Source organism: Pseudovibrio axinellae (assembly GCF_900110875.1).
Classification (GTDB): Bacteria; Pseudomonadota; Alphaproteobacteria; order Rhizobiales; family Stappiaceae; genus Pseudovibrio; species Pseudovibrio axinellae.
Genome location: NZ_FOFM01000043.1, coordinates 1 through 6,130 on the forward strand (window position 1 = coordinate 1; position 6,130 = coordinate 6,130).

Annotated in this window: 7 protein-coding genes and 1 pseudogene; 2 read left to right on the plus strand and 6 right to left on the minus strand. The window is 49.1% G+C overall.

Annotation, left to right across the window (positions count from 1 at the left end):
• Window positions 1-417: 417 nt before the first annotated feature.
• The gene (locus BMZ51_RS24190) at window positions 418-783 is read left to right on the plus strand and encodes a hypothetical protein (RefSeq protein WP_068010169.1); all 366 of its coding nucleotides are present in this window, start codon (window positions 418-420) and stop codon (window positions 781-783) included.
• A 667-nt stretch (window positions 784-1,450) separates the two neighbouring features.
• Here the strand turns inward: BMZ51_RS24190 and BMZ51_RS24835 are convergent.
• Window positions 1,451-1,837 (minus strand): Tn3 family transposase, encoded by a 387-nt coding sequence (locus BMZ51_RS24835; RefSeq protein ID WP_074882375.1) that lies wholly within the window; start codon window positions 1,835-1,837, stop codon window positions 1,451-1,453.
• 20 nt (window positions 1,838-1,857) lie between these two features.
• Window positions 1,858-2,631: pseudogene (locus BMZ51_RS22905) on the minus strand (Tn3 family transposase); the annotation flags it as partial.
• A gap of 373 nt (window positions 2,632-3,004) precedes the next feature.
• Here BMZ51_RS22905 and BMZ51_RS22910 point away from each other — a divergent pair.
• A complete protein-coding gene (locus BMZ51_RS22910) occupies window positions 3,005-3,634 on the plus strand; it encodes a LysE family translocator (RefSeq protein ID WP_068008831.1) in 630 nt (209 codons plus the stop codon).
• Window positions 3,635-4,050: 416 nt separating this feature from the next.
• Here BMZ51_RS22910 and BMZ51_RS22915 read toward each other — a convergent pair whose 3' ends face one another.
• The 4 genes from BMZ51_RS22915 to BMZ51_RS22925 are packed head-to-tail and all read right to left on the minus strand — an operon-like array spanning window position 4,051 to window position 5,911.
• Window positions 4,051-4,587 carry an SRPBCC family protein gene (locus BMZ51_RS22915; RefSeq protein WP_068008829.1) on the minus strand — a complete coding sequence of 179 codons (537 nt, stop codon included), beginning with the start codon at window positions 4,585-4,587 and terminating at the stop codon, window positions 4,051-4,053.
• A 51-nt stretch (window positions 4,588-4,638) separates the two neighbouring features.
• On the minus strand, window positions 4,639-4,773 hold the full coding sequence (locus tag BMZ51_RS24655; protein WP_275078215.1) for a hypothetical protein: 135 nt from the start codon (window positions 4,771-4,773) through the stop codon (window positions 4,639-4,641).
• Window positions 4,774-4,790: 17 nt separating this feature from the next.
• Window positions 4,791-5,270, minus strand: coding sequence for a hypothetical protein (locus tag BMZ51_RS22920; RefSeq protein ID WP_068008826.1), 480 nt, complete (start codon window positions 5,268-5,270; stop codon window positions 4,791-4,793).
• A 53-nt stretch (window positions 5,271-5,323) separates the two neighbouring features.
• On the minus strand, window positions 5,324-5,911 hold the full coding sequence (locus BMZ51_RS22925; protein WP_074882377.1) for a TetR/AcrR family transcriptional regulator: 588 nt from the start codon (window positions 5,909-5,911) through the stop codon (window positions 5,324-5,326).
• Between the last annotated feature and the right edge of the window lie 219 nt (window positions 5,912-6,130).

Sequence of the window (6,130 nt, forward strand, 5' to 3'; positions counted from 1 at the left end):
CAGCTGTTTTAAGTCCTGAGGCTGACCGGAATCCGTCATCGCGAGATAAACATATTCTTGCGATCAAAGACAAAGGGCGCCTCGGCTGGCAAAAAACAAACAGGCTACAATCAGCGCTCCCGAATTGAAACCCAGATGGGACGCTGGAAGCAAGTCATCGGCAACAAACTGAAGGCACGCACCTTTAACAATCAGAGGACCGAAACAAAGATTGGCGTTCGCATACTCAACACAATAACCGAACTCGGCAGGCCCGCGTTCGAAGCAATCTCATGACCTGAATTGACGGGTTTGGGAGTGTTGTAAGCTATTCACGACCCCTGCAACAAGGCCCAGGTGAAGTAAACCCAAACTTTGGAAGACCTGGCGGAGGAGTTCAATTTCAATTGTTAGATCGAGTAGAAACAGGGTGGTCGAATGTTACACCAATCAACTGACTTCAGCGAATGCATTAAGGCTGCTATTCCTGCTGAAACGCTAGAAATTCCTCTTGGGTCATTGGAGCTTTATTTATCAAAAGCAGCTGACTACCTTCTAGAGAAGGGGTATCTGAACTTCATAATTCGAGATCGCCACGAAAACCTTCTTGGGTGTCGAATTTCAGAGTTCCAAAATGAGAAAGCTACTACTGCAAATCAGGAGAATTTAGTGAAGTCGAACGCAAGCTGTATAATGCATATGTGGCTGGTCGATAATCAAATCTTCGCCCAACATTGGGACGGTTTCATCTCTCAATTTGATATTGGTTCTTTCATCTTAACAGAGCAAAAGTTCGTGAAATGATTGTACTGTATATTTAAGGGGTCTTGTTGCATGGGTCGTGAATGGCCTTGTTGCAGGGGTCGCTCAATGGCCAAATCAGAATACTTGCGTTGCCCTCCGCGAGTGGTCCGGCGCTGCGCTGACCACTCCTTCCCAATCTCACGGTTGACCCAGATCGTCAAATCACCACGATTACGAAGACTTTCGTTATAGGCCCGCCAGTTCGTGACACGATATTTCTTCTAGTCAAATTTGTGACGACGGCTGGCGTTGAATTTGTGGGGCATCGGATAGCTTTATGAAGACGAACAAGCCTTCTAATTACAGACACTGAGCGACCCCTGCAACAAGGCCATGCAGGTATAAGAATTTTCATCCCGGTCTCCATCGGATTTCACTATCAAAACATGGCCATTTCCTCGTATTTTATTAAATAAATCAATTAATTGACTTTTTTTAATAAAACCGTTTTGCTTTATTTCTGCAATAAGCATGTGACAATCTCATTTGAGCGCATTTACAAATAATAGCACTGATTGGAGACGCGATATCTGTCAGCCTCGCAATCCAAAAATCACATTGTAGGGTAGATCCCAACAAAGGTACCAACCGCGACATGGATAGTATGAATCTTCCTTTGTTCAAAAGTACTTATTTCGAAACGGCACCTGCTGGTTTTGTAGGGTTCTCAGGCTGCCAGTTTCACTGGCAGAATCCCGATAGTGTCCTTGAGCTTTTCCTCTGAGAAATCATACTCACCAAGCATGTTGATGTGTGCCCACGAAATTGGGGAATGGGCGGCGATAGTGCGCAGCAGTGTCTGTCTGGTTTGTTGGTCTTTACAATTGTTGACCTGACGGGTGAGATAGAGATAGTTCCAGCAAATAATGCTGTTTTTAATCAGACGATTGCACGCCTCTGCGATTTCCTGTTCTTCTTTTTCTGCCTGAGTAAACTCACGAGGGTTACCGACAGCGATGGCACGCGTGAATCGGTTTGCCAGTTCGACCTTATTAAGCTGTTTTTCGATGGCCTGCCGTAGTCCGAGATCTTTAATATAGCGCAGGATAAACAATGACTTGATGACTTGATGACTTGGCCGAAGGCTTTGAGGGTCTGATAAAGGGCGTGCTGGCGCGAGTAGGAGTTGAGCCTGCGGAAGATGTCTGAGGCGGTGTTTTCTTTCAGCTTAATGGTGGCAACCAGACGCAGCAGGTCGTCCCAGTTGTCCTGGATCAAAGCATCATTGACGTAATTGCTTGGCTTGATCCGCCAGCCTTCGCGCAGCTTGCGGTCATGACCCCGAAACAGGTAGATCCGCTGCTTATGCAGCTTCTTGATGCGGGGTGCGAAGGAAAACCCGAGAAGGTGTGTAAGTGCGAAAATGCTCTCGCTGTAGCCGTGACTGTCGGTTGAATGGATGTCGCTTTTAACCACATCATTATGCATAAGACCATCAATGACATAAGCGCTTTCACGATCGGCAGCGCTGATCATCAGTGAGTGCCAGAGTAAATTGCGCTCATCGCCAAAGGTATAGGCACTTACCCCCTGACTTTGGCCAAAATATTTGAAGGATCGTGCCGCATGAAGCGATTCACCTCGCACCTCAAACTTCTGTCCGTCACTGGCTGTGTGCAGCAGCTCCGCATCGCGGCGATAGAGGTTGGGCAGTTCCATCTCATTCATGGCTTTGAGCACCAGATCATTTGCAGCGCGAATGTTTTCAAGCGAGAAGCGCCAGTTAACTGCATGTTCCAGTTCGCTTTCGGTGATGTTGGCTGAAATCCGAGCCATCTTGCGCACACCAATGCTGCATCCCAGCCCCATAATCCCCGCTAGTAAGGCCCAACTGGACCGAGAGTGCACATTTGGGCGTTACGAAGAACAACAAGGGAACATTGAATCTCATTCACCCAAGTTTGGTGATTTTGAACTGGTAAGATGCGGACGAATTGGACCTTCGTTGCACTGCGTGAACTGAGGTAAGAGAGAGGCCGTTGCCTGCAAGCAGGGTCATAACCGGACATTCGAGCGTTTCCCGCATGAGTTGTTGGTGTTGTGTAGAGGATCCTCTGAGCACCTTGTTGGCTTACTCTTTCACTAGTCGACTTGGCCGCTTGAGTGGGTCTCATAGAGCCCATTTTGACTGATGCTGCTATGCAGCAAACCGTTGGGTTCTTCTCTCTTTACAATTGGCCGCCCCTATGGCTGACTTAAACCAACCTAGAAAGGATGCTTTATGGATTTTCAGATCTGGTTGGCGTTTGTTGCAACCTCAATCGCTCTTTTACTCATTCCCGGACCGACGGTTTTGCTCGTTCTTAGTTATGCGATCAGCCATGGAAAACGGGTAGCTATTGCGACGGTCGGGGGCGTAGCTCTAGGCGATTTCATCGCAATGTCTGCATCGTTGGCGGGACTGGGGGCCTTAGTTCTGGCTTCTGCGACGCTGTTCACTGTTCTGAAGTGGGCCGGAGCCGCTTATCTCGTCTATCTGGGCATCAAGCTTTTCCGTAGCGCATCAACGGCTTCGCTTGGCGATCTAGAAAAGGTTACAGAGACCAGCGCGTCCAGTGTCTTTGGTCACGCGACGGCAGTGACCGCGCTGAATCCGAAGTCCATCGTCTTCTTCATTGCTTTCGTGCCGCAATTCGTTGTGGTGGACAGCCCACTCCTGCCTCAGTTCGCAATTCTGGTCGTAACCTTCGTAGGCTTGGCCGCGATCAATGCTCTCGCATATGCACTCTTGGCAGATAGGCTACGCGCTAAAATTGCGAAGCCGTTAGTTTTGTCTTGGTTCTCTCGTCTTGGCGGTAGTACACTGATTGCGATGGGTGTTGCGACGGCCGCGTTCAAGCGGGCGCAGTAGGCATCACCAAAGGTCGGCTTTGTCCGCTAATTGCCAGTGGCTAAGAACGGCAAAATCCCTGTGCGGGCTCAAGCGCGGAAGGTACTGAGAGCCATTACCCGCCATTCGCTGCACTGCGAGGACTCAGATCAATGAGAGGCTACGGCTGGCGTCGAGGGCCATGAGCTGACCTTCGGGCGTTTCCATTATGGGTTGAGGTAACATCAGGTCCGCGATGCAGCAGGGCTTTGTGGGTAAACTCTTCTCAACTCGATACCCTGGCAGCCACTGAACGTACTGAGCCCGGAGCAGACCCTCCTGGAGAAGGCGGTGGAGACATTCGGTGGCCAAATAAAACTAGCTTTTAGCCATATCTAAGGAGCCATGAGAATTTCAGATAGGCGAGTTCCTAATTCGCCGTCCTGGCCCCCAACTAATTATCTCGCGTTGGCAGGTGAAGTTTGAGGATGACCCACGGGAGCACGTCTTGGTCTGACAACTTCGCCAGTTTCGACGCGCTTCTTCAGAAGCATCACTGCACCAGAACCAACTCGCTTCTTCAAAACGCGTGCCAAAACCAAGAAGTTTAAAAGCCGTCCAAGCAGTCCGAATTTCACTTTGTAGCGTAGCTCGACTGTCACCAGCGAAGTGGACGGACTAGTTTCCACAACAGTCCATTTATTAAGAAGACCTTTCATCGGCCCAAATCCAGATACGCGATAACTGAGGCTTTCCCCTTCTTGCCAATCGATCACAGTTTCGCTTATATTTCCGGCCTTCCCAATGTCGCAACGGCGCTCGATTCCAACGCCCCGTTCGACTGTTCCCTCGATGTGCGAACTTTCGACGAACGGCACCCATGTATCGACGGCTGAGAAGTCGGCTAGAACTTCCCAAACCTCGGCGGCAGAGCCATTAATTTCAGTCTCGGTACTGACAGCGTGAGGGTAAGTTGTTTCAGATGAGTTGGTCATTGTCTCTCCATTATGAACCGATCGGTCCTTTTGTTGGTAAATAAAAAGTTTTCAGTTCAGCCTTTTGATGATTTCTTCGACCACTGGTTCAAGGACATCCGATCCACTTGTATTGAAACGGGCGAGGGCAAAACGTTCTAGAGCGTCATTTTTGGGCGCTTGGACCGGATCGATTTTCTTTAACATGTGCCCTTTTCCAGGCATCATGGCATATTGCTAGATACCATGAATGATATGACATTTCGCTTCAAAAGCAATGTAATCGCCGCAAGCTGAATGGCCAATAAGGTCATCACAATCACCTCTGGATCTGCTGGCAGCGCAATCGGCGACACGAACGGATCAACCTGGGCCATGAATGCCCCACCAACGAGATCCACAGCACCAACCACATGCCATGCCAAAACAGCACCCCAGACATAAACACCCCTATATTGCCGGAATAGATATAACACGATCAATGCTGAAAGCCCCAAAAAGGCATCAACCCCCCAGGGAATAAGCCAGCTTATTGGCGTCCCAACTTCCCCAAGGTTTTGCATGAAATAAAGCGCCGATGCACGACCAACCATGACCGCAATGGCAATTGCAATCCAACGCATTACAGCAGGACGCGGAGAGGCTGCTGTTCTTCTCCAATAGATCAGCTCATTCTGCAATGGTTGCTTCGATGTAGTTTTCATTGTTCATCTCCATTTAGGACCGAACGGTCCATTTTCAGTAAAATAAAAGGCACTCAATCCAACAGCTTGAGAACCTCTTCAACGGCGGGCCGCAAGTCACTTTGGTCAACATTGAGGCGCGACATCGCCTTTAGGCCGTGAATACTCATGACAAGCATTCTGGCCAGGCTGGCATGGTCTTTTTCCGGAGATATTTCACCGGATTCTTGAGCATTTCGGATGGCCCCTTCAAACATTTCGAGCGATAATCTCAACCGATTGTTGACATAAGCGCTTACCTCTTCGTCACGTTTGCCCAGCTCTACTGTCGAATTTACAAGCAAACACCCTCTTGGATCATCCGGAAATCGGTCTGGATTGCTTAGTGCTCGAAGCATGGCGACAATGAATGACTTCCCAGGTTTCTGCCCGTCCAGTGATGCACGCTCGCGTCCCCCCGCGAAAGCGCAGTACCGAACGAGACTTCGCATGAACAGTTCCTTTTTTGACCCAAAGGTCTGGTATAAACTGCTTTTTGACAGGCCCATCGCCTCCATCAAATCTTTGGTGGAAGTCGCCTCAAACCCTTTTGTCCAAAATACATGGATCGCCGCGTCCAAGGCTTCGTCGGGGTCAAATTCCATTGGTCTACCGAGTGTCATGGAGGTTATTTAGGACCGAACAGTCCGTAAGTCAACAATCGGATCCCAAGAATGGAGAACAAAACACTCAGCCTCTTATTCTAGTCGCTCCATTGTGGTTGGTTCCACATGTTAACCAATGGTAGCTTTGTCCGCATAGGCGTTTGTTCTGGTCTCAACAAACAGATGATTTTTGAATCAACAGTATGTTCTAGGAGATCGACTTGAGGTTGTAACCGC

Coding starts and splice junctions, on each gene's coding strand:
- BMZ51_RS22915 (WP_068008829.1), bottom strand. CDS start 4,587: ATGACCAACTCATCTGAAACAACTTACCCTCACGCTGTCAGTACCGAG.
- BMZ51_RS22925 (WP_074882377.1), bottom strand. CDS start 5,911: ATGACACTCGGTAGACCAATGGAATTTGACCCCGACGAAGCCTTGGAC.
- BMZ51_RS22920 (WP_068008826.1), bottom strand. CDS start 5,270: ATGAAAACTACATCGAAGCAACCATTGCAGAATGAGCTGATCTATTGG.
- BMZ51_RS22910 (WP_068008831.1), top strand. CDS start 3,005: ATGGATTTTCAGATCTGGTTGGCGTTTGTTGCAACCTCAATCGCTCTT.
- BMZ51_RS24655 (WP_275078215.1), bottom strand. CDS start 4,773: ATGTTAAAGAAAATCGATCCGGTCCAAGCGCCCAAAAATGACGCTCTA.
- BMZ51_RS24190 (WP_068010169.1), top strand. CDS start 418: ATGTTACACCAATCAACTGACTTCAGCGAATGCATTAAGGCTGCTATT.